22 protein-coding genes are annotated in these 22231 nt (G+C 65.1%); 15 read left to right on the forward strand and 7 right to left on the reverse strand.

What is annotated here, in order from left to right; all coding sequences use genetic code 11:
- The first annotated feature begins 38 nt into the window (after positions 1 to 38).
- From ACIPY3_RS19735 to ACIPY3_RS19805, 15 genes are all read left to right on the forward strand, one after another.
- The gene (locus tag ACIPY3_RS19735; RefSeq protein WP_400336735.1) at positions 39 to 1091 is read left to right on the forward strand and encodes a Gfo/Idh/MocA family protein; all 1053 of its coding nucleotides are present in this window, start codon (positions 39 to 41) and stop codon (positions 1089 to 1091) included.
- Positions 1088 to 1882 (forward strand): hypothetical protein, encoded by a 795-nt coding sequence (locus tag ACIPY3_RS19740; protein WP_400336736.1) that lies wholly within the window; start codon positions 1088 to 1090, stop codon positions 1880 to 1882. Before ACIPY3_RS19735 ends, ACIPY3_RS19740 begins: the two co-directional genes overlap by 4 nt.
- Before the next feature lie 92 nt (positions 1883 to 1974).
- Positions 1975 to 2991 (forward strand): VOC family protein, encoded by a 1017-nt coding sequence (locus ACIPY3_RS19745; RefSeq protein WP_400336737.1) that lies wholly within the window; start codon positions 1975 to 1977, stop codon positions 2989 to 2991.
- A gap of 154 nt (positions 2992 to 3145) precedes the next feature.
- Positions 3146 to 4126 carry a fumarylacetoacetate hydrolase family protein gene (locus ACIPY3_RS19750; protein ID WP_400336738.1) on the forward strand — a complete coding sequence of 327 codons (981 nt, stop codon included), beginning with the start codon at positions 3146 to 3148 and terminating at the stop codon, positions 4124 to 4126.
- Positions 4127 to 4137: 11 nt separating this feature from the next.
- The gene (locus ACIPY3_RS19755; RefSeq protein WP_400336739.1) at positions 4138 to 5148 is read left to right on the forward strand and encodes a cyclase family protein; all 1011 of its coding nucleotides are present in this window, start codon (positions 4138 to 4140) and stop codon (positions 5146 to 5148) included.
- 27 nt (positions 5149 to 5175) lie between these two features.
- Complete coding sequence (locus ACIPY3_RS19760; protein ID WP_400336740.1) at positions 5176 to 6309, forward strand: FAD-dependent monooxygenase; 1134 nt, start codon at positions 5176 to 5178, stop codon at positions 6307 to 6309.
- Complete coding sequence (locus tag ACIPY3_RS19765) at positions 6306 to 7310, forward strand: amidohydrolase family protein (protein WP_400336741.1); 1005 nt, start codon at positions 6306 to 6308, stop codon at positions 7308 to 7310. The genes ACIPY3_RS19760 and ACIPY3_RS19765 overlap by 4 nt, the downstream gene beginning before the upstream one ends.
- Positions 7307 to 8272: a fumarylacetoacetate hydrolase family protein gene (locus ACIPY3_RS19770; RefSeq protein ID WP_400336742.1), complete on the forward strand. Its 966-nt coding sequence runs from the start codon at positions 7307 to 7309 to the stop codon at positions 8270 to 8272. Before ACIPY3_RS19765 ends, ACIPY3_RS19770 begins: the two co-directional genes overlap by 4 nt.
- A gap of 148 nt (positions 8273 to 8420) precedes the next feature.
- The gene (locus ACIPY3_RS19775; protein WP_400336743.1) at positions 8421 to 9917 is read left to right on the forward strand and encodes an MDR family MFS transporter; all 1497 of its coding nucleotides are present in this window, start codon (positions 8421 to 8423) and stop codon (positions 9915 to 9917) included.
- A 21-nt stretch (positions 9918 to 9938) separates the two neighbouring features.
- A complete protein-coding gene (locus ACIPY3_RS19780; protein WP_400336744.1) occupies positions 9939 to 11555 on the forward strand; it encodes a GMC oxidoreductase in 1617 nt (538 codons plus the stop codon).
- Between the two features lie 105 nt (positions 11556 to 11660).
- Entirely contained in the window at positions 11661 to 12149 is a 489-nt protein-coding gene (locus ACIPY3_RS19785; RefSeq protein WP_400336745.1) for a MarR family winged helix-turn-helix transcriptional regulator, read from the forward strand.
- Complete coding sequence (locus tag ACIPY3_RS19790) at positions 12146 to 13411, forward strand: MFS transporter (protein ID WP_400336746.1); 1266 nt, start codon at positions 12146 to 12148, stop codon at positions 13409 to 13411. The genes ACIPY3_RS19785 and ACIPY3_RS19790 overlap by 4 nt, the downstream gene beginning before the upstream one ends.
- Positions 13412 to 13659: 248 nt before the next feature.
- A complete protein-coding gene (locus tag ACIPY3_RS19795; protein ID WP_397326146.1) occupies positions 13660 to 13827 on the forward strand; it encodes a hypothetical protein in 168 nt (55 codons plus the stop codon).
- A 26-nt stretch (positions 13828 to 13853) separates the two neighbouring features.
- The gene (locus ACIPY3_RS19800; protein ID WP_400336747.1) at positions 13854 to 14345 is read left to right on the forward strand and encodes an NUDIX domain-containing protein; all 492 of its coding nucleotides are present in this window, start codon (positions 13854 to 13856) and stop codon (positions 14343 to 14345) included.
- Between the two features lie 51 nt (positions 14346 to 14396).
- A complete protein-coding gene (locus ACIPY3_RS19805; protein WP_400336748.1) occupies positions 14397 to 14858 on the forward strand; it encodes a type II toxin-antitoxin system Phd/YefM family antitoxin in 462 nt (153 codons plus the stop codon).
- A gap of 136 nt (positions 14859 to 14994) precedes the next feature.
- On the opposite strand, the gene ACIPY3_RS19810 is transcribed toward ACIPY3_RS19805, so the two are convergent.
- The 7 genes from ACIPY3_RS19810 to ACIPY3_RS19840 form a co-directional block, all read right to left on the reverse strand.
- Positions 14995 to 16506, reverse strand: coding sequence for an MFS transporter (locus ACIPY3_RS19810; RefSeq protein WP_400336749.1), 1512 nt, complete (start codon positions 16504 to 16506; stop codon positions 14995 to 14997).
- A 40-nt stretch (positions 16507 to 16546) separates the two neighbouring features.
- Entirely contained in the window at positions 16547 to 18016 is a 1470-nt protein-coding gene (locus ACIPY3_RS19815) for an aldehyde dehydrogenase (NADP(+)) (RefSeq protein WP_400336750.1), read from the reverse strand.
- A 63-nt stretch (positions 18017 to 18079) separates the two neighbouring features.
- Entirely contained in the window at positions 18080 to 18877 is a 798-nt protein-coding gene (locus tag ACIPY3_RS19820; RefSeq protein ID WP_400336751.1) for an IclR family transcriptional regulator, read from the reverse strand.
- 36 nt (positions 18878 to 18913) lie between these two features.
- Positions 18914 to 19699, reverse strand: coding sequence for a 2-keto-4-pentenoate hydratase (locus ACIPY3_RS19825; RefSeq protein WP_400336752.1), 786 nt, complete (start codon positions 19697 to 19699; stop codon positions 18914 to 18916).
- The gene (locus tag ACIPY3_RS19830) at positions 19689 to 20138 is read right to left on the reverse strand and encodes an ester cyclase (RefSeq protein WP_400336753.1); all 450 of its coding nucleotides are present in this window, start codon (positions 20136 to 20138) and stop codon (positions 19689 to 19691) included. Before ACIPY3_RS19830 ends, ACIPY3_RS19825 begins: the two co-directional genes overlap by 11 nt.
- A 2-nt stretch (positions 20139 to 20140) precedes the next feature.
- Positions 20141 to 20704, reverse strand: a complete 564-nt coding sequence (locus ACIPY3_RS19835) for a flavin reductase family protein (RefSeq protein ID WP_400336754.1) — start codon at positions 20702 to 20704, stop codon at positions 20141 to 20143.
- 11 nt (positions 20705 to 20715) lie between these two features.
- Entirely contained in the window at positions 20716 to 22101 is a 1386-nt protein-coding gene (locus ACIPY3_RS19840; protein WP_400336755.1) for an LLM class flavin-dependent oxidoreductase, read from the reverse strand.
- Positions 22102 to 22231: the final 130 nt, after the last annotated feature.

Here is a 22231-nt window from a genome sequence, read left to right on the forward strand (position 1 = left end):
CTTATGGATAATACTGACAAAAGAAGGGAGATGAAGGCGTGAAGATAGGGTTTCTGGGCGCCGGGCCGGGGGTGGCTGCGCTGCATCTACCCACCGTGAGGCGGTTGGGTGAAGGCTTCCGGGTGGCCCACATTGCGGACGGAGGGAGCGGCAGGGCGCAGGCGCTCGCGGAGCCCGTGGGTGCCCGGTGGTCATCGGGTGATCACGAACTGCTGACCGATCCCTGCGTGGACGCGGTGGCCATCTGCACTCCGCCGTCCGAACATGAGCGGCAAATCCTGGCCGCGGTTGCCGCGGGAAAACACGCCATCTTTTGCGAGAAACCACTTGCCGTCACCCGGGAAGCGGCTGCCGCCGTCGTCTCGGCCTGCCGCGAAGCCGGCGTCATCCTGCTGGTCGGCACCAACCATGCCCATGATCCGGGCTGGGCGCAGGCCCGCGAGGTGCTCAAGCAGCATGGGCGGCCCCTCCAATCCATCGCCGTCACTCTGGCGCTTCCTCCCAACCGCCGCTACCACCAAGTGGTGTATGACGGTGGTCCCTTCCCTTCTCCTTCCCGGGGAAGGCCAAATACCGGCGATCCTGCCGTGGCGGCAGGCATCGTGCAGCAATTGCTGACGGGGCTGGCCATCCACGACTTCCCGGCCATCCGGCATTTCGCACCGGTCCTGGAGCACATCCAGTACGCCCGCTTCGTTCCGCCGATCGGCTACGCCGTAGGCTTCAAAGCCAGTGGCGTCAGTGTCCAACTGGTCCTCACCATGCTCCCGGAAGGGCCGGACTCCCTCTGGCGCATGACCTTCTCCACCGCCGATCTCAGGCTGGATCTGGACTATCCGCCACCCTTCGTCCACGCGGGCAGCGGAGCGGTCACCGTCCATAACGGGGATGGTTCCGTCGCCCGCTTTCCGCAATCCCTGCAGGACGGCTACGAGGCCGAGTGGCAGTTGTTCGGGGAGTTGATGGCGGGAACGTGTCCGGTCGATTACGGGCAGATCCTGGCGGACGCCCTGTATCCGATCGACGTGGCAGATGCCGTCTTCAACACCATGTTTACCGAAGCGCAGCCATCCACGGGAGTCCATCCATGAGCCCGGTTTTTCCCGTCGTCGCCTCGCACGCACGCTATCGGGCCGCCGTGGCCGAACTTCCACGTAGTACCTGGCACGCTGAAACTGCGCACGGTGCCGTGGTGGTGATCCCCGGGGAAGGAGCCTGGTGGGAGGAGCTGTTGGAGGCCCAAGCGGCCGGCGCGTCAGCCGTCGTCGTAAGTCATCCGCAAAGTATTCCGGCCGCGGCGCAAGCCGGGCTGGTGGGCATCCCCGTCGTCGTCGAACGGCCGCACCTGCGGGCGGACGCGGCCGCCGAGGCCGTACGACGGCGGGCGGAGACTCCCGCCACAGTGGTCACCGTTGAGTGCGCAGCTCCCTCCGGTGGCCTTGACCCGGTCCTGCGCGACGGCGTCCGGTGGGCTGCAGTGCTCGCCGATGGACCTCTCCACGCCGTCAGCGGGGCCATCCCGGCCGAAGGCGGCATGGCGTTGCTCGAAGCCAGGCCGTTAACAGTTGCCGATCCTGTGCCGGTGACTGTCCTGGCTGCGGTGCTTGGGACCAAGGCGCGGACCCCGCTGCTCCGCGTAACTGCCTTGGCGAAGGTTCGCACGGTGGTGGAGTGGGATGGCCTGGGGTCTGGCCTAAGCATCAGGACAAGCGCCGAAGGCGGATCAATGCGTGCGCCGAACCACTATGAAGGGTCCGCCCGGCTGGCCCTTCGCCGGGCCATGGAAGCTGCCTCAGAAGGTGCCGTGCTGCCGGACCTTGGCGAGCTGCTGGCAGACCAGCTGGTCGTCTCCGGGCTGCGTCAAGAGCATAAGCAAGGCTGATCTTCGGCATAGGCAATATCGTCTTCCCTGATGCGCCAGTGCGGCCGGAGACTTGATGTGAACAGCTTCACAGAACACCGAAAGGATCGAAGATGATCAAGCTTCTCTCCCACCTCTCCTACGTGGCCATCACCACTCCCGACGTCGAAGCCTCCGTCGACTTCTACGTCAAGCAGGTGGGACTCAAGGTTGTTGACCGCGTGGACGGCGCCGTTTACCTGCGCTGCTGGGGCGACTACTACCGCTACAGCGTGGTGGTGGTTCCCGGCACCGAGCCTGCCCTGGAAACCATGGCATGGCGTACTTCCAGCGCGGAAGCCCTCGAAGAGGCGGCCCGGCGCATCGAAGCCGCGGGCGTCGCCGGTGAATGGATCGACGGGCACGGCATCGGTCGGGCGTACCGCTTCACGGGTCCGTGGGGCCACAGCATGACCCTCCACTGGGACGTCACCCGCTACCAGGCCGAGGGCAGCGAACTCTCCACCTACCCGGACCGCCCTGCCCGCCGAAGCATGGTTGCCGGCGCGCCCCGCCAGTTGGACCACGTGACCATCGCAACCTCTGATGTTGACGGATTCGCCAAGTGGTACAACGACGTCCTCGGCTTCCGCATCATGGCCCGCACCGTCCTGGACGAAGCTCCGATCTCCGTGTTCTCCGTGCTGACCACCAACGAGAAGTCACACGACTTGGGCGTCGTGCTGGACGGTTCCACCCGTGCAGGCCGCATCAACCACTACGCCTTCTGGGTGGACACCCGCGAAGAACTGCTGATCGCCGCGGACACCCTGATCGAGAACGGCGTGCCGATTGAGTACGGCCCCTCCATCCACGGCATCGGCGAGCAGAACTTCCTCTACTACCGCGAACCGTCCAGCCTCCGCATCGAGCTCAACACCGGTGGCTACCGCAACTATGTCCCGGACTGGGAGCCCAACACCTGGACCCCGTCCCTGGGCTCGAACAACATGTACCGCAACGGTGCCATGCCCATGTCCATGACCGAGTCCTTCCCGCCCGCCGATGGCCCGAGTGCCACCGAGGAAGGCGTGCCGGACGAGATCAAGGAAGCACTGTTCAACCCGTACGCCCGGCAGGGCCAAGGCTAGAAGAGGCAGCCCAGGGCTGGACAGCCAGGCAGCATCACCGGCGTGGGCATCCATGCCGGTGATGCCCGGTATAACCACAAATTGATGTACTTATGTCGAATTCTGACATTAAATGAGGGTGGGCCGAGGGCGGCCCGCGAGGGGAGTTACATTGATGACGACGTCGTCAGACCACACCGGGCTGGAAGCACCATTTGCCCTGGCCCGCTTCCGCGAGGGGCGAGCCGTTCGCTGGGGCCTGGTTGCCGGCGGGCGCATCCGGCCGCTGGAGGAGCAAGACCTCGGCAGCGGAGGCCTCAATGGGTTCCTGGCTGCACTGGACTGGGAGCGCCTTGAGAACCTCGCTGCGGAAGACGGTCCATGGGTGGCGTTGGACAGCGTGGTGCTGACTGCCCCCGTGGAACCCCGGCAAGTGCTGCAGACAGGCGCCAACTATCGGACGCACGTGATCGACCTGGTGGTGGCAGGACTGTCCAAAGACGATCCGCGCTCGCCGGAGGAGGCCCGCGAGTGGGCGGGCAAGATGATGGACGACCGCCAAGCCAACGGCGAGCCGTACTTCTTCATCGGGCTGCCGGCCTGCGTTGTCGGCGACGATGAACCCTTGGTCCTCCCGGCCTACAGCGGGAAGCACGACTGGGAGCTGGAACTTGCTGTCGTCATCGGAACCGAGGCATTCCGCCTCTCCAGGGCAGAGGCCATGGACCACGTTGCTGGCTACACGATCGTCAACGACATCACCACCCGAGACCTCGTCTTCCGCCGCGACATGAAGGAAATCGGAACCGACTGGTACCGCGGCAAGAACGCTCCCGGCTTCTTGCCTACGGGGCCGTTCCTGGTGCCGGCGAAGTTTGTGGATCCGTCCAAGCTCAAGGTCCGTTTGGAACTCAACGGCGAGGTCATGCAGGACGCCACCACCGACGACCTCCTCTTCGACATCCCCGCCCTGGTGTCGGCTGCTTCGCAGAACATGCCGCTCCTGCCCGGAGACCTGTTGCTGACGGGAAGCCCGGCCGGAAACGGCGCGCACTGGGGCAGGCTGCTCCGCGATGGCGACGTGATGACGGGCAGCATCCAAGGCCTCGGAACGCAAGTAGTGCGCTGCGTCGCTGAGCAAACCAACCAGGGCTAAGGACGGGAACCATGAACCTGGATCACGCTGAGCTGCTGGAAACGCCCGCGTCTCTGGACCGCAACGACCCCGACGGCGAAATCTCCCGCCGAGGAAAGGCATACCGCAACTGGGGCCGCTGGGGCGAGGACGATGCCCTGGGGACCTTGAACTTCATCGACGCCGCGAAGCGGAAGCAGGCAGCCTCGCTGGTGCGCGACGGTGAGGTTGTTTCCCTCTCGCAACCCTTCGACATGAACGGTCCGCAAAAGGGCTGGCGCCGGCGCACCAATCCCGTCCACACCATGCTGGACACCGGAACGGATGCGGAACGCGGCACGCAGGGCTTCCCGCACGGCCTCGGCGGCGCAGACGACGTCATTTCCATGCCCCTCCAGTGCTCCACCCAATGGGACGGCCTGGGCCACATCTTCGACCACGGCAACGCGTGGAACGGTCGCCGTGCTGGAGACGTAGTAACGAGCGACGGCGACCTGGTCACCGGAATCGAGCATGCGGCGGCGTCTCCCGTCTCCCGCGGTGTCCTGCTTGACCTCGGCCGGCACCTTCAACCGGACACGGGCGAACTTCCCGACGGCTACGCGATCACCACCGAGGACCTGGAGTCCTGCATCGCAGCCCAAGGTGCCACCAGCGCGGTTGGCCGCGGCGACATTGTCCTGGTCCGCACGGGACAACTCAGCCGGGCTCGACGCGACGGCTGGGGAGATTACGCCGGCGGGCCCGCGCCTGGGCTGTCCCTGACCACGGCGGGGTGGCTGCACCGCACGGAAATCGCCGCCATTGCTACGGACACGTGGGGCTTCGAGGTCCGCCCGAACGAATTCGACGTCCCTGCCTTCCAACCGCTGCACCAAGTGGTCATCCCGAACATGGGCCTTACCGTGGGCGAGCTGTGGGACCTGGATGCCTTGGCCCACACATGCCACGCACGCGGCCGCTACGGGTTCCTCCTGGTGGCAGCCCCGTTGCCCATCACCGGTGCGGTGGGTTCACCCATCAACCCCGTCGCCATCCTCTAACCAGTCCCAAGAACCAAGGGGTACATCATGACAGCAGTTCAGAAAGTGGCGATCGCCGGCAGCGGCGTGGCTGCCATGGCCACCGCCATCCAGCTCGCCAAGGCGGGGATCGCCGTCGACGTTTTCGAAACCAAACCGGAGCTGAGCGCCCTGGGAAGCGGCATCACCCTGCAGGGCAACGCTTTGCGCGTTTTCGACGAGTTGGGCGTCTGGGAGGACGTGCGGGAAAAGGGCCTGGCTTTTGAGGGGCTCACCCTTAGGGCGCCTGGCCCCGATGCTCCGGTGATCGCACAGCTTCCAGAGGTCAAGACAGGCGGACCTGACTACCCGGCCTGCATGGGCATGTACCGCCCGGACCTCGCCAAGATCCTCCTTGACCACGCGGAAAAGGCCGGAGCCAAGACCACTTTCGGAGCCAAAATCACCGGCTTCGATGTCACGGACAACAAAGTGGAGGTGTTCGTCAACGAGACCTCGGCAGGAACCTACGACCTCCTGATTGGCGCCGATGGGGTGAACTCCACCGTGCGGGGCCTCATGGGAATCGAGACGTCGCCGGAGACCACGGGCATGGGCATCTGGCGCGCTTTCGTCTCCCGGCCCAAGGACGTGGAACACAGCGAGTTGTACTACGGCGGCCCGGTGTACATTGCCGGCTACACGCCCACAGGCGAGGACACCATGTACGCGTTCCTTGTGGAGAAGGCACAGGACCGTTTTGGGGTATCCGATGACCAGGCCGTGGAGATCATGCGCGGGGAATCCCTTGCCTATGGCGGTCCATGGAACTCGATCCGCGAGGACCTCAACCAAGGCGCCAAGGTCAATTACACCTGGTTCACCAAGCACCTGGTGCCCGGCCGGTGGAACCGCGGACCCGTCGTCGTCATCGGGGATGCCGCCCACAGCTGCCCGCCAACGATTGCCCAAGGTGCCGCGCAGGCCCTCGAAGACGCCGTCGTCCTGGCCGAGCTCCTGGTGGACGCGGACCAGGTCAGCGAAGAACTCTGGGACACCTTCCACGAGCGCAGGGTTCCCCGTGTGCAGGCCGTGGTGGACGCTTCCGTGCAACTGGGCGAATGGCAGATCGAGGGAAAGAAGGACGCAGACGCTCCGGGCCTGCTGTTCGGGATCGCGCAGAAGATGGCGGTACCGGCATGACCATCGATGTCCACGCCCACGTGCTCCTTCCTTCCCTCCAGGCCGAGGTGGAACGGCGTGCTCCCGAGGCCTTCAAAGAGGCGGCCGAACTCGATGCCCGTCGCAACGGTCCCGCAAGCCTGGCCGCTTCGGGCCGGATGATCGGCGAGCGGTTTCCGAAACTCACCGATGTCCGCGCCCGCTTGGCTGCGATGGATGCCCAAGGCGTTGACCACCAGTGGGTCAGTGCCTCGCCGAACCATTTCTACCCCTGGGCCGAGGAGGGCCTGGCCGTGTGGAGCGCCACCGAGGCCAACCGCCTGGTGGCCGAGCACGTGGCCCAGGCACCTGAACGCCTCACCGGCCTGGGCCTCGTGCCGCTGCAGCATCCCGGGCGGATCGTGGAATGCGTCGATGACGCCATCCTGGGCCGCGGCTTGGCCGGCATCGAGATTTCCTCGTTTGCCGGCGACGTCGAGTTGTCCGACGAACGGCTGGAGCCTTTCTGGAGCCGCGTGGAGGAATTGGGCGTCGTCGTTTTCCTGCATCCGTTCGGCTGCAGCCTGGATGAGCGTCTCGACCGGTACTACCTGTCCAACACGGTGGGCCAGCCTGCCGAAAACGCCGTTGCCCTCTCGCACCTGATCTTCTCCGGCGTCCTGGACCGGCACCCCGGCTTGAAGATCCTCGCGGCCCACGGAGGCGGATACCTGCCCACGGCGATCGGCCGCTCCAACCATGCCTGGCGCGTCCGCCCCGAAGCCCACGATTGTGCCGAGGAGCCGTCCAGCTACTTGCGCCGGATCTGGTTCGACACCGTGGTGCACGATCCTTCGGCCCTGCGTCACCTCGTGGATGTCGCGGGACCTTCGCAGGTCCTCATGGGTAGCGATTTCCCGTTCGACATGGGGCCGGAGGATCCCGTTGGCGAGGTTCGCGCTGCCGGACTGCCGTCCGACGTGACAGCGCAGATCCTGTCCGGCAACGCCGCTGCACTCTTGGAACAGCGGGTGCGGGCATGAGAATCGCGCGCTGGCAGGACGGTGCCGAGACCGGTGAGGGCTTCATCATTGACAACACCGCGGTGCCGTTTCCCAATGGACTCCGCGTGGCCGAGGTGCTGGCGCGCGGCTTGGATGGTGCCCGGGATCTCTTTGGGCGGGTAAACCACGACGCCGGGCGGCCGCTTGCCGAAGTCCGGCTCCTTGCGCCGCTGGTCCCCGCGGCGATCAGGGATTTCGTTGCCTTTGAGGAGCATGTGGAAGGAGTCAGCGCCTCCGTGGACGGCAAGAGCGAGGTGGTGCCGGAATGGTACGAGGCTCCCACGTTCTACTTCACGAATCCGCACACGGTGCTGGGGCCGGGCGAACCGGTGATCCCGCCGGTGACCCAGCGCCTGGATTTCGAGCTTGAGATTGCGGCCGTGATTGGCGGCGCCGGCGGCTCCAACCTGTCAGGCAAAAACGCCGCCGACGCGATCTTTGGCTACACGATCATGAACGATTGGTCTGCCCGGGACATCCAGTCGCGGGAGATGAAGGTCCGTCTGGGTCCCGCCAAGGGCAAGGACTTCGGGACGAGCCTGGGGCCGTGGATTGTCACGGCAGACGAGCTTGAACCGTACCTCGACGCTGACGGGTTCCTGGCCTTGCGGGCGGAAGTCTTCGTCAATGGCGAGCTCGTGGGGGAGGATCTCGTGTCCAATATGGGGTGGACGTTCCCCGAGCTGGTGTCCTACGCCTCCAGGAATTCCCGCGTGGTGTTCGGCGATGTCCTGGGTTCCGGGACGGTGGGCAACGGAGGCTGCCTCGGCGAGTTGTGGGGCCGTCGCGGCGAACTGACGCCGGCACCGCTTGCCGAGGGAGACGAGGTACGCATGGTGGTTGAATGCATCGGCGCGTTGACCGCCACCGTGGCTGCCGCAGTCGAAGGCTGCTCCGTGCCGCGGGCCCGGGACCGAAATCGCGCCCGCGCCAGGGTCTAAGAACTGCAATCTTTTGTTGCTTTCAGACTAAAGTCGAACTAAGATGAAAGTGGCGTCGGGATCCCCTCAAGGATCCGTTCCCGGCAGTGATGATGCAGCCGGGGCACAAACCGTCGCGTCGACGGCCCGATCGTTCGGGCAGAAAACCATGCCACTTTCCACTGTGAAACTACGCTTCCTGGTCGCATCCCTGCTGACCGTGTCCTTCCTGGGCGCACTGGACCACACCGTCGTCTCCACCTCGCTGGCTACCATTGCCGGTGAGCTCGGGGCGTTGGAGCTCATGAGCTGGGTGGTGGTGGGCTACACCCTGGCCAGTACCGTCCTGCTTCCCGTCCTGGGAAAACTCGGTGATGTCCTTGGCCCGCGGAGGGTCTTCCTGGCTTCCCTCCTGGTTTTCCTGGGAGCCTCCCTCGCCTGCGGATTCGCCCAGGACATGACCTGGCTGGTCGTTTCCCGGGTGGTCCAAGGCATGAGCTCGGCCGGGCTGCAGCTCATGTCGCAAACCATCATTGCCAGGGTCACCACGCCCCGGGAACGCCCCCGGTACATGGCGATCATCGGGGCGGCCTTTCCAATCGCCATCCTGGTGGGGCCGGTGCTCGGCGGGGCTATCACCGACTATTGGGGCTGGTCCTGGGTCTTCTGGATCAACCTTCCGGTAGGCATTGTTGCCCTGGCGCTTGCCCTCGTGGCGGTGCCGAAACTTGAGCGTGGACAGCTTCCACGGCACTACGACGTGGCCGGCGCTGCCGCTTTCACCTTGGGCCTGGTGTCCCTGGTCCTTGGCGTGACGTGGGCAGCGGAACGCAGCGGCGGAGTGCAGGCCGTGGCAGCCCTGGTGGTTGCGGGTGTGGCCCTGCTGGCGTTCTTCATCATCGAGCGCAGGGTGCCCGAGCCAATCGTCCCGTTGCGTTTCTTCGCCAACCGCACCATTGCCGCCGGTACCGCGCTCTCGGCGATTATCGGCGTCGGGCTTTTTTCCATCACCGCCTACCTGCCCACCTACTTTCAGATGGCCTACGAGGTCAGTGCCACCGTGTCCGGCCTGGTTCCCATCGCCACGGTCCTGGGCATGCTGGCCAGCAACCTGCTGACGGGATGGTTGGCCAGCCGCACCGGCCAGTACCGGATCTTTCCGATCATCGGGACCTGCATGGCCTCGGCGGGGCTCTTCGTTATGGCCGGGCTCCCGGTGGGGGTTCCGCTCTGGGTGCCCATGGCCGTGATGGCCACGGTGGGGTTGGGGACGGGCTCCTTCATGAGCCTGATCGTCGCCGTGGTTCAAAGCGCCGCACCAGCCAACCAGACCGGAAGCATCACGGCCACCATCAACCTGGTGCGGCAGATTGGGTCCACCGTTGCCACCGCCGTCATCGGTGGCACCATCGGATTCGGCGTGGCGGCTCTGTTGCCCCCGGGCATGGACGCCGCAACGCTGACGCCCCAATCGGTGCACCAAGCGGCTCCCGCCATCCAGGAATCGGTGGCCGCGATCTATGCCTCGGTGTTCTCCCCGATCTTCTGTGCGCTTGCTGTCACCTATGCACTCGGCATCATTGCCGCCGTTCTGCTGCCGCAAGGACGGCTGTCCGACGAACCGGACACTGTCCGTTCACCCAATACCGAGCCGGTTCCGGCCTGACCTCCCATGAAGGAGAAAGCCATGTCTGTTAGCCACACCATTGCCATCGTTGGCAGCGGGCCGATCGGCTCCGCGTACGCCCGCCTGCTGGTGGAGGGCCTGCCTGACGCCCGGGTGGTCATGTTCGAGGCAGGCCCCCAGCTGACCGAACGCCCTGGTGAAAGCGTCCGCAATATCCCGGACGCCGACCATAAAGCCCGTGCGAGGGAAATGTCCCAAGGTCCCCAGGCGGGCGCGTTCCGCGAGTCACTGGGCATCCCTGCCGGAACCGTCACCGAGGGAATGTTCACTGCACGGCAGGGCACGCATTTGCTCGACTTCGGCGGCACGGGTTCCGCGCACGCTGAGTCCTTCCCTGCAGCGGCGGCGGCCACCAACGTGGGCGGCCAGGGCGCGCACTGGACCTGCGCCACGCCGTCGCCGGCCTTCAGCGAGAAGGTTTCCTTTATCGGGGACGCCGAATGGGAGTCGCTGATTTCTGCGGCGAAGTCCCTGCTCCATGTCCAGGACGCTGCCTTCGCCGACTCCGGAGTCGGGGCCGCCATCCGTTCCCTGCTGTCGGAGGAGTTCGGCGACGAACTGCCCGAAGGCTACGGCGTGGGAACCCTGCCCGTTGCCGGTGATCCGCAGCCGGACGGTTCCATGCGCTGGGCCGGGGCGGACGTGGTGCTTGGCCCGCTCATTGACCAGGCATCACCGCTCTCCCGTCGCTTCGAACTGCGCGATCTCACGCTGGTCCGCCGGGTGGAAACCGAGGGGAGCCGGACCACGGGCGTCACGGTGGAGGACCTCCGCACGGGAACCACCTCCTTCGTTTCCGCGGACCTTGTGGTGGTAGCTGCAGACGCCTTCCGCTCACCCCAGCTCCTGTGGGCCTCGGGTATCCGGCCCAAGGCGTTGGGCCGCTACTTGACCGAGCATCCCGTGGTGATCTCCACCGTTGCCCTCGATGCAGAGAAGATGGAGCGGTTTGCCACCGAGGCCGACCTCGACGCGGAGCTCGCCCGCCGGGCCCAGAACCCCGCGGACCCGGTTGCGGCGGTGAACCGCATCCCGTTCTCCGAGCCGGACCACCCCTTCTCCGTCCAGGTGATGTACTCCGAAACCACGCCGTTCCCCATGCCGGAGGACGCTCCCTTCGCACGCAACCGCTGGGGCTACGTCAACATGGGCTACGGCATGCGGAAACACCCCCGGTTCGAGGATGGCGTGACCTTTGACGACAACGAACTGGACTACCGCGGCTTCCCGAACATGACCATCAGCTACGCCCTCACTGAGCGGGAGACGGCCGAGATCGAGGATGCCACGGCGAGGCTGCGCCGGGCCGGCCAGGCCTTGGGCTTCTTCGTGGCCGAACCCCGGTTGATGCCTAACGGCTCAAGCCTGCACTACCAAGGCACGCTGCGGATGGGGGAGGCCGACGACGGAACTTCCGTTGCCGATCCCTGGTCGCGGGTGTGGGGCTACCAGAACCTGATGGTGGGCGGCAACGCGCTGATTCCGACGGCAACGGCGATGAACCCTACCTTGATGAGCGTCGCCATCGCGGTGCGTGGTGCGCTGAAGGTGGTGGAGGAGCTTGGCGCGGTCGAGGAAGCCACGGCGGATGCGGTGCGCGCGGGGGCCTGGACGTAGCCCTCATCACCTTCCATGGACAGCAACCTGAGTAAACGAGCATAATAGTTAGCGGAGCTAATTAGCACTGCTAACTATTATGCCAACCTCAGGAGGCGCCTCCCTTTGACTGCTGCAAACACGGCCACGCCAGCCGACGCCATCACGCCAGCCGGTCCACCCCACGCCGAAGCGGACATCCAACCGGACGCGCTCGCCATCGACCTCCGCACCGCGGTGATGCGCACGTCCCGCCGGCTCCGTATCGAAGCCACGGGCGACGTCATCACGCCCGGCCAGTACACCGTGCTTGCCCACCTCAACACCGCGTCCCAGACGTTGCGGGAGTTGGCCGAACGCGAGCACGTCCAAGCGCCGTCCATGACCAGGATCGTGAATGCGTTGACGGAGCAGGGCTTTGTCTTGCGGCAGGCGCACCCGGGTGATGGGCGCCAGGTCCAGATCAGCATCACCCCGGCCGGGCAGGAAGTCCTGGCTGAGGCCCGAAGCCAACGGACCGCGTGGCTGGCCCGGCGTGTTGCCGGGCTCAGCGAACAGGATCGGCTGGTCCTCAGTCGCGCCGCCCACATCATGCAGGAAATGAGCGCCAAATGAGCGCCATGTTCCGGGCCCTTGAGAGTCCCAACTACAGGCTGTGGGCCGGCGGCGCGCTGGTTTCCAACATCGGAACATGGATGCAGCGGGTGGCCCAGGACTGGCTTGTCCTGACAATCCTCACCAACCATTCCGGAACAGCCGTCGGCATCACCACGGCCCTGCAGTTTCTTCCCATGCTGCTCTTCGGTCCCTACGCGGGCGTGCTGGCTGATCGCTACCGCAAACGCGTGATCCTGCTCTGGACCCAAGCGGCCATGGGCGTCTGCGGCCTGGTCGTGGGACTCCTGGTGGTCACCGGAGTAGCCCAGTTGTGGCATGTCTATGTCGCCGCTGCGGCACTGGGCTTGGCTGCCGCCATGGACGCACCCGCCCGGCAGGCCTTTGTGTCGGAGCTCGTGGGCCCGGACAAGTTGTCCAATGCCGTGGCCCTCAACTCCGCCTCCTTCAACAGTGCCCGCCTCACCGGTCCCGCCATCGCCGGTGTGCTCATCGCCTGGATCGGCACCGGACCGGTCTTCATCCTGAATGCGGCGAGCTTCGTGGCTGTCATCATCTCCTTGCTGCGCGTCAAGACCGCACAATTGGAACCCACCGCACTCGTAGCCCGTGGCAAGCATCAGTTTGTTGACGGCCTGAGCTACGTCCGGCAGCGTCCGGACCTGGTGCTCATCATGGCCATGGTGGGCATGCTCGGAGCCTTCGGCATGAACTTCCCGGTCACCAATTCCTTGATGGCCACGGCAGAGTTCGGCATGGGCCCGGAGGAGTTCGGCGCCTTGGGTTCCATCATGGCGGTGGGAACGCTGGCGGGTGCCCTGCTTGCCGCCCGCCGGTCCGGCCCGCGGCTGCGCTTCCTCTTGGGCGGGGCCCTGAGCCTCGGTGCCTTTACGCTCGTGGCGAGCATCGCGCCGTCGTTCTGGATCTATGCCGCGGTCCTCATCCCGGTGGGCCTTGCCTCCATCACCTTCCTTAACAGCTGCAACACCACCATCCAGTTGTCCGTTGAACCGCAGTTCCGTGGCCGCGTCCTCGCGCTGTACCTGGCTATCCTGCAGGGCGGAACCGCGATCGGCGCGCCGCTCATGGGGTGGATCGGCACTGAATTCGGCGCGCGCTGGGCGGTGGCGGCTGGCGGTGCCGTGGTGCTGGTGACCGGGGTCGCCTGCGTGATCATGGTCAGCCGGCGAAGCCCGAAAACGTTCCGCGAGCACGTGCGTGGTTTCCGTCTCCGGAGGCGGCGGACCGCGGAAGCCTCCTAGCGGCAGCACCCCAAACAACAAGGCAGCGGACGACGGCGGGAAGCACCCGGCGTCGTCCGCTTTTGTCATGTTTCGGCTGCTTGTTTTCACGTGCGCTTTTGCCTTGCGTGACGGCGTGACTCATGCCATAGTTATCTGCATACCGTTCATTCAATGAACGGTATGACCAACTAATGAATGGTCTGAAACTTTGAACGACCAAGGGCTGCGAGGACGAACTCGAAGCTGGACCAGAAGGGAAAATCCGCATGCTGAACGTTGATCTTTCCGCCAACGTGGGCGGGGACTTCGGCGCAACTGCCGCGCAGCAGAACGCTGGAATCCACGAATTCAACCCCACCGGCCGCGTGGTGTGCTCTCCGTGGGAGGGCATGTACCTAGAGCAGGCCCACACATTTTCCGCGGGCTCGCGGTAGCCCTGCTTTCATAGGGGGACCCCGCCATGACCATTACCACCGCTGAATCGCCCGCCATCCACACGCCGGTCGTCCAGTCGCCGGCCGTCCAGCCCTCGATGCATCTTGCAGGCCACACCGTTGTGGCCGTCGTCATCGAATGGCGCGGCAAGATCGCACTGCTCAAGCGCAGCCAGGGCCCGTCGCACGACCGCGGCCGCTGGCACTGCGTCACGGGGTACGTGGATGAGGGAGTCTCGCCCGGGGAGCAGGCACTGCTGGAATTGTCCGAAGAGACGGGGCTGCACGCTGCCGACATCCAGGAACTCCGCGAAGGCCCGGTGTTGATGCTGAGCGACGACGCCGGGGCGCCTTGGTTCGTGCACACCTTCACGGCCGTCACGGGCCAGCGGCGCCTGACCCTCGATTGGGAACACGACGCTTTCCGCTGGACCGTGCCCAGCAAGACGGCACGCTTTGCCAACCGCGTGACTTGGCTGGACAAGGTCCTCGCGGCAACAGGCCACCTGGGTCAATGAGCCGGGGTTGCGTGTTCTGAACTTATTCAGAACTATGGAAGCATGTCCGTTATGGCCCACTCACGCTCCGCCACGTCGTCCGATTTGTCGCGCAATCCAGGCTCGGTCTTTCGGGCAGCTGAAGAGGGGCCGGTTACCATTACCCGACGCGATGGTGCGCCACTGACGCTTGTCCGGTCCAGCACCCTTGAGCAAGAGCATGATGCTTTGCGATTTGCGTCCAACCTGGTTGCGGCGTCCCTCGCCCCCGGCCCCGCAAGTTTCGCTGAACGATTGCTCGCGCCATTTCCGTGGCTGGGGTTCCTGCCCCACGATCAGCGAGAGCAGTTCGCCTCGGAAATTGTAGAGGTTGCCCGTGCTTGCGCAGCAATTTCCAGCTTCGACCGACTCTTTGTGATGCTCGCCGAATGGCGGGCTACCGCCGAAGCCATTGCCGCCGGCTACACACCGGACCATGACTTGGACTGGCTCGATGAACCTGAAGTGGTAGACGACCCTCGGGTTGGGGATTGAGCCGGCATGAAGGGCGACCTGGAATCCGTCACCCACAAAGGAGCGACCCACCGCCGACGCCAGTACGAGCTCCCAAATGGAGCACGAATCTGGTTTTACGTCGACGATGGGTCGGGGGTGATGAGCCGCCGGATAATTACAGGGCGCTGTGCTTTCCCGAACCGGTGGGTACCGGAACCAGCAGCATGGTGGACGTGTCAATGTGCTTGTTGGTGTCCTGGTCCCTGACCAAAGCGTCGGCTTCCTCGGCACTGGCGACAACCGGAACCGATCCGAGCAGCGGCCGTCCCGCGGTTTCACGCATCCTGGTCAGCGCAAACAACGCCACCGCCGAGAAGAACATGACGTAGAACGCCGGAGCGAACGAGTTGCCCGTGAACTCCACCAGGATCTGGCTGATCAGGGGAGTGGTTCCACCGAACAGGGAGATGGCCACGTTGTGCGTGAAGCCCACTCCGCCGTAGCGGGAGGCCGTGGGGAACAACTCGGACATCGCAGCACCGGTCAGTGCCAGGAAGAAGGCACTGGGCAGCGAGACCATGAACAACGCCAGGTACAGCGACCAGACCTCGCCAATGTGCATCAACGCAAAGGCCGGAACCAACAGGACGAGGTTGCCGATTGTGGCGACCGTGTAGATGGGTTTCCTGCCGATCCTGTCCGACCACCGCGCAACCACCGGGACAATCAGCGCCTGGATGAGCAGGATGATCACCGTCGCCACGGCCGTGTGGACAGCGGCCATGCCGATCTGCGTTTCCAAATACGTTGGCATGTAGCTGGTCACGGTGTAGGAGGACGTACCGTCGGCGGCGATCAGGGCGATGCCGATCAGGATCTGCGGCCAGTAGAGCCGGAGGATGCTGGCCAGGTTCTGCCGGACGAAGAGCGGGTCCACGTCCGCGGTCTCGGTCTTCTCATGCACGGCTTCGAAGCTGGGTGATTCCGGAATCCGGTTGCGGAGGGATATCGCGACGATGCCGAGCGGCAGGGCCAGGAGGAACGGTATCCGCCAGCCGCCGTCGCGCATCGCTTCCTCGCCCCACACGGACGTGGTGATCATGGTGGTGGCCGCAACAACTGCCGCACCGGCGGCAAAGCCGAGTTGGGCTCCGGTGTTCAGCAGCGCCGTCCAGAACCCACGGTGCTTGTCCGGGGAGAACTCGGCCACGTAGGTTGCGGCACCTGAGTACTCGCCACCGGTGGAGAACCCTTGCAGCATCTTCAACAGGTACAGCGGGACGATGACCCACAGGCCCACGTTGCCCGCGGTGGGCAGGACGCCGATGAGGAAGGTGGCCGAGGCCATGAGTGCCATGGTGAAGAACAGCACCTTGCGGCGGCCGATCCTGTCGCCCAGCGGGCCCAGGATCATGCCACCCAGCGGGCGGACAATGAAGGACACTGCGAAGCCCAGGAGCGTCACCAGCAAGCCGGTGCGCTGGTCCATGCCTTCGGTGAAGACACTCGTCATGGTGATGGCCAGGTATCCGTAGATCCCAATGTCATACCACTCGATGAAGTTGCCCACGCCTGCGCCGAGCTGGGCTTTGCGCAGCTCGCGCTTGTCGACGACGATGCAGTCTTCAGTCCGCAGCCTGCGGTTGGTTTTTCTTAAGGGGAGAGGGGTTTCCCGTTTTTCGGACATCTTTGTCTTTCTTTCTGGGTGAATGGGGGAGCCCGCGGACCTAAGCCGTGCGGACGCCGTCCACCAAGCGCGGCGCGGAGATGGGGTTCGCTTCCTGCAGCTCAAGGGGCAGCAGGTGCTGGGGGAAGTTCTGGTACGCCACCGGGCGGAGGAACCGGGTGATGGCGGCGGTCCCTACGGAGGTTGAGCCAGGGACAGTGGTGGCCGGGTACGGACCACCGTGCTGCTGTGCGTAGGTGACGGAAACACCGGTGGGCCACTGGTTCCACAGGACCCGGCCTGCCTTCTCGACGAGCACGGCGATCAGGTCACGGACCTGGCAGTCTTCCTCCGCCTGCAGCGTCGCGGTCAGTTGTCCCTCGAAAGTCCGCGCTGCCTCCACAAGCTGCGCTTCGTCGTCGTACTCCACCACGAAAGCGGCAGGGCCGAAGCATTCCTCTTCCAACGCCGCCGGATTGGCGAGCAGGCGCTCAATGGACGTGGCGAGCAGCACGGGAGCCGGCGAACCGTCGGCGGCCTCGGACGTGTTCAGCGTTTCCACGCCTGCGATGCCGGCCAGCGTGCCAAGGACTTCGCTGAAGCTTGCGTGGATGCGCGGGCTCAGCATGGCGTGGACCGCCGGCAGTGTCGCCTTGGCCAGCTCCTCCACCATGCCCGACCCCCGGGGTACGAAGAGCATGCCCGGCTTGGTGCAGAACTGGCCGGAACCCATGGTGAACGACTCGATGAAGCCGGCGGCGATGTCCGTGCCGCGCCCGCGGGCGGCAGCCTGGGTGACGAAGACGGGGTTGTTGCTGCCCAGTTCGCCGAAGAAGGGAATGGGATCAGGGCGGGAGGTGGCGATGTCCATGAGCGCACGGCCACCGGGAATGGATCCGGTGAAACCCGCGGCTTTGATGCGGCTGTCCTTCAGGACGATGGTTCCGGCCGCACGGCCGAAGACCACCGTGAGGAGGTTCGGATCAGCGCCGGCAGCGGCGAGGGCGTCGCGGACAACGGCCTCGGTGAGGCGGGACAGGCGCGCATGCGCTTCATGTCCTTTAACGACGACGGCGTTGCCCGCCGCGAGCGCGGAGGCGGTGTCGCCGCCGGCCACGGAGAACGCGAACGGGAAGTTGCTGGCGGAGTAGACCACCACGGGGCCGATCGGGCGGAGGGAGCGGCGCAGGTCCGGGCGGGGCGCACCCATCGGCCAGGCGGGGTCGGCGTGGTCGACCCGGGCGTCGAGGAAGCCACCGTCGCGCAGGACGGTGCCAAAGAGGCGCAGCTGGAAGGCGGTGCGCTTGAGTTCGCCGCGGAGCCGCGGCTCGGTCAGGTTGGTTTCCTCGATTGCGGCAGGAACCAGGGTTTCCACCGCGTCCTCGAGCGCGTCGGCTACCCGGTCCAGGACAGCGGCGCGGTCGGTCGGTGCGGTGGCCGACCACACGGCGTGTGCGGCAGCGGCTGCGGCAAGCGTCTCTTCCGCGACGGCGGCCGAGGTTTCCTGCGTGTCGATGTGGGTGGTGGTCATGTCAGTTGTTCCCTTCGGGGGTGGTTCTCTTGTGCATGAGCCACCCGTCAGGAAACGCGACAGCTATTCCTGGGTGGTTGGGCTCATGCGCTGCTGCACCTTTTCGGCAACAGCAACCAGGCGGGCTGCGAGCTCTGCCTGCTTTTCCTTGCTTTCCATGCGGTGGATGGGCCCGACGACGGACAACGCACCCAGCAGCGTTCCGACAGAATCCCGCACGGGAGCGCCGAAGGCGATGATGCCGTCTTCGAGTTCCTGAACCGTGCTGGCCCAGCCACGCTCGTGGACCGTCTTCAGTTCCTTGGCCAAGACATTGCGGTCCGTGATGGTGCGCGAGGTCAGGGCCACCAGCTTGTCGCCCAAGGCCATCCGCAGCTGATCGGGAGTGAGTTCTGCGAGGAGCACCTTGCCCGTGGCCGACGCGTGGTGCGGCCACTGCATACCGTGCATGTCGGACATGGTGACGCCCAGGAGCCGGGGAGAGGACTGCAGAACCAGATCGAGTTCGTACAGTCCGCGCCGCAGGCTGAACGTGACCGTCTCGCCTGATTCATCGGCGAATTCGTCCAGGATGTCCTTGATGCGGGGCACCACGCCGGACGCGGGATCCACGGTTTGGGCCAGGCGACCCAGGTCCCACCCCAGGGAATACAGCGTGTCCTGGCGGTCCACCATGCCTTCATCCTCCAGCGTCATGAGGAGGCGGAAAGTAGTGGCCCGCGCCAGTCCGATCTTCTTGGCAACATCGGTGACCGTCATGGGGGTCTCCGATGCCGCCAACGCCCGCAGGATCCGGATGGCCCGGGTCACTGAGCGGTTAGAGGCGTATCCCTGCTGGGGTGTTTCCGGGCTGCTGCTCACGTCGGTCAAGCCTTTCGAGTAGAGGTCTACTCAACCCTAACCGGCGGTGTAGTCGAAGCTGACTTCTCCCCAGCCTTTAAAGCGTCCGGTGATCCGGGTACCGGGGATCATCTTTGCGGCCGCGAGGCAGCTTCCGGGAAGGATGAGCTGGCCGGCCTTGAGCGTGATGTCGTACTCGGCGATCCGCTTGCACAGCCAGACCAGTGCGGAGACCGGGCTGCCGTAGATGGCGTTGGTGTTGCCTTCTGCCACTACTTCGCCGTCGAAGGTGATCACGCCGTGGGTGTCGGAGAGGTTCACTTCGCTCAGCGTGCGGGGCTGGACGCCGAGGATGACGCCGGCTGCCGAGCCGCTGTCGGCCAGGGTGTCGAAGATGCCGATTTTCCAGTCGCGTACGCGGGAATCGATGATTTCCAGGGCCGGAACCACAAAGTCGGTAGCGGCGATGATGTCTGCCACGGTGACGTGGACGCCGCCAACATCGTGCTTGAACACGAAGGCCGGTTCCAGCTCGATGTAGGGCTCGATGAATTCCTTCTGCGAGCGGGGGAGGTTCTCCGGGTAGAACTGGCTGGACAGGAGGTATCCGTAGTCCGGCTCGTCCACGCCGAACTTGGTCTGCATGGCCTTGGCGATGTTGCCGAGCTTGAAGCCTGCAACCTTGTCCCCGGCTTCGACCTGGCGGCGGATGACTTCCTGCTGGACGCGGAACGCGTCGGCAACCGTCGGCTCGTCCTCGGGCCGGACCAGGACCTCCACGGGGGAGCGATTGGCCTTGGCCTCAAGGATGCGCGTGGCGGTCTCTGCGATGTTAATGGGCATTGGTTTCAGACTTTCTGCGGGTGGAACGCTGGTCACCGAGGTGCCAGATACTCATGGAGGACAGCATTTCGCGGGGATCCCAGACCACTGCTTCGTTGGTGATCAGGCCGTCGTGGTGGCTGATGAAGGAGGCTCCCTGAACGGTGACCGTCCGGCCGGTGGGAGGGACTCCCATGAACTCGCCCGTGTGCTTGCCTTCGGTTTCCCAGTGGATGGCCACGAGGTTGTGGTCTTCGATGGCCCGCAGGACGGTGACGTGGAAATCGCCGAACGCGCGGTGGGATTCTTCGATCTGCTGGACGACCTGGGCCAGGCCCTCGGCGCCGGTCTTGGAGGTGCGCTCGTACTCGGGGGCAACCAGGCGTTCGAAGGCGGTGGTGTCGCCCTCGCCCCAGGCCTTGGTCCAGGCCTCGGTGATCTTTTCAAGCATGGTGGTCATGGCTACTCGGCCTTTCCGGCAGTTGCGGGCGCTGGGGTTGCTGCGGCCGGAGCAGGCGCCGGCCATTGGTTGAAGTCGCCGAACTTGCCGCCCTTGAAGAGGAGCGCTTCGCCTTCGCCCGGGACGAGTTCTTCGATGGAACCCACGATCATGTAGTGGTCACCGGCAACAACCTCGGACAAGACTTCACAGTCCACCCAGGCCGTGGCACCGGCGATGCGGGGGGTTCCGAGCGGGCTGGTCTCGTAGTCCACGCCGTTGAACTTCTCGTCACCCTTCCGCGAGAGTGCGCGGCACACGGGGAGCTGTTCGGTGGAGAGGATGTTCGCGGTGAACTTGCCCAGGGAACGCAGGGTGGGCCAGGTGCTTGAGCCCTTGTCGACGCAGAACGTCACCAGGGGTGGCTCGAGGGACAGGGACTGGAACGTGCCGACCACGAAGCCGCGGGGCGTGCCGTCTTCGGTGAGGCCGGTAATGGCCGTGACGCCCGTGGGCAGTGCGCCGAAGACCTGGCGCTGGGTTGCCGGATCGATCGAGGGATTCTCGGCAGTAACGATGATGGACATTGTGGGCTTCCTTATTTCGCCTGGGTGGTGAGCGAGTGGTGGTAGGCGGCACCGGGGTGGTCCGAGGCAAGCTTGCTCTGACCAGCGCCGAACAGCGTTTCGCGGAGGGTGTCGCCGTCGTACGAGGTACGCATCAGGCCACGGGCCTGCAGTTCCGGTACGACGTAACGGACGAAGTCCTCGATGTCGTGGAACTTGACCGCATGGGAGATGTTGAAGCCGTCCGCGCCTGTCTCGTCGATCCAGGACTGCAGTTCGGCGGCGACGGTCTCCGGACCGCCGACGATCACGGGGGAGGTGCCGCCGATTCCGTTGTAATCGGCGATGTCACGCGGGGTCCAACGCTTCTGCGGGTCGATCTTGGTGAAGAAGTTCACCATGGTCTGGCCGGCGTTGGTTTCCACGTCCTCGAAGGGCTGGTCCGGGTTGAACTGGGCCATGTCCATACCGGTCCACCCGCTGTAGCGGGCCATGGCGCCGTCGTAATCCACGTACTGGAGGTAATCCTGGTACTTGGCCTGTGCCTCTTCATCGGTGGGGGCGCTGATGACGGTGACCATCTGCAGGACGGCGATGTGCGAGGGGTCGCGACCGAATTCCACAGCGTTGGCGCGCAGCGCGTCGATCTGCTTCTTCAAGCCTGCCTTGGTGGCGGAGTTCATGAACACGGCCTCGGCGGTCTGGGCTGCCAGGGCGACGCCGCGGGGTGAGCCGCCGGCCTGGAAGATCACCGGGGTGCGCTGCGGGGAGGGCTCGCAGAGGAAGATGCCCGGGACGGTGAAGTGCTTGCCCTCATGGCCGATTTCGTGGACGCGTGCAGGGTCCACGTAAGTGCGGGCTTCCTTGTCGCGGACCACGGCGTCGTCGTCCCAGGAACCTTCCCACAGCTTGAGGGCGACGTCGATGAATTCCTCAGCGATTTCGTAGCGGTCATCGTGGGCGGTCTGGGTGCCGGTGCCGAGGTTGCGTGCGGCGCTGTCCGAGTAGGAGGTCACCACGTTCCAGCCGATGCGGCCGCGCGTGACGTGGTCCAGGGTGGAGAACTTGCGGGCCAGCGCGTACGGGTGGTCATAGGCGGTGGAGGACGTGATGCCGAAGCCCAGGTGCTTGGTTCCGGCAGCCATTGCCGGGATCAGGTAGGCGGGGTCGTTGGCGGGGATCTGCGCCGCATCGCGCAGGGCACCGTCCACGTTGCCGCGGTACTTGTCGTGGTAGCCGTTGTTGTCGGCGAAGAACATGCCGTCGAAGCCGGCCTTCTCCAGAAGCTGTGCGTACTCAACCCACCGGTTGATGTCCGTGTATTGGGCGCCGCCGTCGTTGGGGTGCCGCCACAGGCCGGCCGAAAGATGGGCCGGTCCGTTGAAATCGAAGGCAAACACCTTCATTTGCTTTGCCATGGTCAATCCTTGCTGTTTGCTCACTAGGTGAACAGACTATTTATCTGTTGAACACCAAGGTAAAGTGGCCCGGGACACATCGTCAAGTCCCCGCCGGTAATAAAGCGGCTTCCGCGAAAGGAAAACCAGC

Origin of the sequence: Paenarthrobacter sp. NPDC089714 (assembly GCF_044748905.1) — a bacterium.
Lineage (GTDB): Bacteria > Actinomycetota > Actinomycetes > Actinomycetales > Micrococcaceae > Arthrobacter.

Coding starts and splice junctions, on each gene's coding strand:
- ACIPY3_RS19795 (WP_397326146.1), top strand. CDS start 13,660: ATGCTGAACGTTGATCTTTCCGCCAACGTGGGCGGGGACTTCGGCGCA.
- ACIPY3_RS19775 (WP_400336743.1), top strand. CDS start 8,421: ATGCCACTTTCCACTGTGAAACTACGCTTCCTGGTCGCATCCCTGCTG.
- ACIPY3_RS19740 (WP_400336736.1), top strand. CDS start 1,088: ATGAGCCCGGTTTTTCCCGTCGTCGCCTCGCACGCACGCTATCGGGCC.
- ACIPY3_RS19835 (WP_400336754.1), bottom strand. CDS start 20,704: ATGTCCATCATCGTTACTGCCGAGAATCCCTCGATCGATCCGGCAACC.
- ACIPY3_RS19765 (WP_400336741.1), top strand. CDS start 6,306: ATGACCATCGATGTCCACGCCCACGTGCTCCTTCCTTCCCTCCAGGCC.
- ACIPY3_RS19745 (WP_400336737.1), top strand. CDS start 1,975: ATGATCAAGCTTCTCTCCCACCTCTCCTACGTGGCCATCACCACTCCC.
- ACIPY3_RS19800 (WP_400336747.1), top strand. CDS start 13,854: ATGACCATTACCACCGCTGAATCGCCCGCCATCCACACGCCGGTCGTC.
- ACIPY3_RS19805 (WP_400336748.1), top strand. CDS start 14,397: ATGGCCCACTCACGCTCCGCCACGTCGTCCGATTTGTCGCGCAATCCA.
- ACIPY3_RS19815 (WP_400336750.1), bottom strand. CDS start 18,016: ATGACCACCACCCACATCGACACGCAGGAAACCTCGGCCGCCGTCGCG.
- ACIPY3_RS19830 (WP_400336753.1), bottom strand. CDS start 20,138: ATGACCACCATGCTTGAAAAGATCACCGAGGCCTGGACCAAGGCCTGG.
- ACIPY3_RS19750 (WP_400336738.1), top strand. CDS start 3,146: ATGACGACGTCGTCAGACCACACCGGGCTGGAAGCACCATTTGCCCTG.
- ACIPY3_RS19770 (WP_400336742.1), top strand. CDS start 7,307: ATGAGAATCGCGCGCTGGCAGGACGGTGCCGAGACCGGTGAGGGCTTC.
- ACIPY3_RS19780 (WP_400336744.1), top strand. CDS start 9,939: ATGTCTGTTAGCCACACCATTGCCATCGTTGGCAGCGGGCCGATCGGC.
- ACIPY3_RS19755 (WP_400336739.1), top strand. CDS start 4,138: ATGAACCTGGATCACGCTGAGCTGCTGGAAACGCCCGCGTCTCTGGAC.
- ACIPY3_RS19825 (WP_400336752.1), bottom strand. CDS start 19,699: ATGCCCATTAACATCGCAGAGACCGCCACGCGCATCCTTGAGGCCAAG.
- ACIPY3_RS19790 (WP_400336746.1), top strand. CDS start 12,146: ATGAGCGCCATGTTCCGGGCCCTTGAGAGTCCCAACTACAGGCTGTGG.
- ACIPY3_RS19760 (WP_400336740.1), top strand. CDS start 5,176: ATGACAGCAGTTCAGAAAGTGGCGATCGCCGGCAGCGGCGTGGCTGCC.
- ACIPY3_RS19840 (WP_400336755.1), bottom strand. CDS start 22,101: ATGGCAAAGCAAATGAAGGTGTTTGCCTTCGATTTCAACGGACCGGCC.
- ACIPY3_RS19810 (WP_400336749.1), bottom strand. CDS start 16,506: ATGTCCGAAAAACGGGAAACCCCTCTCCCCTTAAGAAAAACCAACCGC.